Annotated in this window: 1 protein-coding gene; it reads right to left on the reverse strand. The window is 65.0% G+C overall.

Annotated elements, in window-relative coordinates; all coding sequences use genetic code 11:
* Window positions 1–256 (reverse strand): DUF1064 domain-containing protein (locus tag SB771_RS34365; protein WP_410721958.1); only part of this gene is annotated, 256 nt, incomplete at its 3' end.
* Between the last annotated feature and the right edge of the window lie 18 nt (window positions 257–274).

The following is a 274-nucleotide window of genomic DNA, read 5'->3' on the forward strand; positions in this document are numbered from 1 at the left end:
CCTGCAGCTCAAGCTCGCGGATCTCGCCACGCGCCTGCATCTGGATCAGATCGAACCAGCGCGAGCGCTCTTTCTGGCTGTCGAACTTGATGCCGTCGTGCTCGCACTTCGTGTTGCGGTACTTCGGTGCCTTCTTCGGCTTCGCCATGCCCGGCCACGGCGTTGTCTCGCGGCGATACGCAGGCGTCAGCGCGCCAGCGTCGTCCGAGCCGTCCGCGATGTCGTCGAACAGGTGCGCGGGCTTCGTGCCGTGCATTTCGGCCAGCTTCTTCTG

It is taken from the genome of Burkholderia sp. SIMBA_051, from assembly GCF_046534915.1.
Taxonomy (GTDB): domain Bacteria; phylum Pseudomonadota; class Gammaproteobacteria; order Burkholderiales; family Burkholderiaceae; genus Burkholderia; species Burkholderia ambifaria.